Genomic DNA, 964 nt, shown 5'->3' on the forward strand with positions numbered 1-964 from the left:
CTGAAGCACTTCGTGAAGCGATGAGCGATGGCGTAATCTGTGACATGTTTGAAGGTCATGCGCCTTTTAAACCGCGTTACGTTTTACCTGACTATGCTAAGTTTTTATCTCAAGGCTCTGAGTATTTGGAGTTGTCACCTGCAGAAGATTTTGATGATGCGCTAAATATGCTTACCATCATCTATCATCATGTGCCGTCTGTTACCAATATTCCGGTGTATTTAGGGCAGTTAGACGACGTCCTGATGCCTTATGTAGGCGACCAAACTGAAGCGCAGATTTACAAAAAACTTCGACATTTCTGGATCATGTTGGATCGCACGTTGCCGGATGCCTTCATGCACGTGAATATCGGGCCAACAGACAACATTATCTGTCGCACTATTTTGCGTGTGGACGCAGAGCTCAAGCAAATTGCACCAAATCTCACGTTTATGTACGACGAATCGATCACACCAGATGATTTGTTACGTCAGGCGACGAAAAATATTTGTGACTGTAGCAAGCCTCATATTGCGAATTACCCAATTCACGCAAATGCTTATGACGGAGCGCGGTTTGGTATCGTCAGTTGCTACAACTCACTCCCGCTAGCTGGTGGTTCAAACACGCTTGTACGCATGAATCTAAAAGAAGTGGCGAAACGTGCAGCAAGTCGCGACGATTTTTTCAGTAATGTATTACCGACGTATCATCAACTAATGACGGAGTTGATGGACGCAAGAAGCTCGCACTTGCATGAACAATCACAGTTCTTCCAAGGCTTCTTAACCCAAGAAGGCTTGATTGAAGAGTCACGCTTTGCGCCAATGTACGGCATTTATGGTATGGCTGAAGCGGTCAACTTACTTCTTGAAAAAGAAGGGCAAACTTCCCGCTACGGACAAGACGAACATGCAAATGCATTAGGCCACGAAATTTCAGCGATACTAGCGACATTGGTTGATTCTACGCCTGTGAGATA

Annotated in this window: 1 protein-coding gene; it reads left to right on the forward strand. The window is 45.0% G+C overall.

Going from position 1 to position 964, the window contains the following annotated elements; genetic code table 11:
• On the forward strand, positions 1–964 hold a 964-nt coding region (locus R7R24_RS25170; protein WP_318119838.1), incomplete at both ends, for a YjjI family glycine radical enzyme.

Source organism: Vibrio sp. 704, from assembly GCF_033339295.1.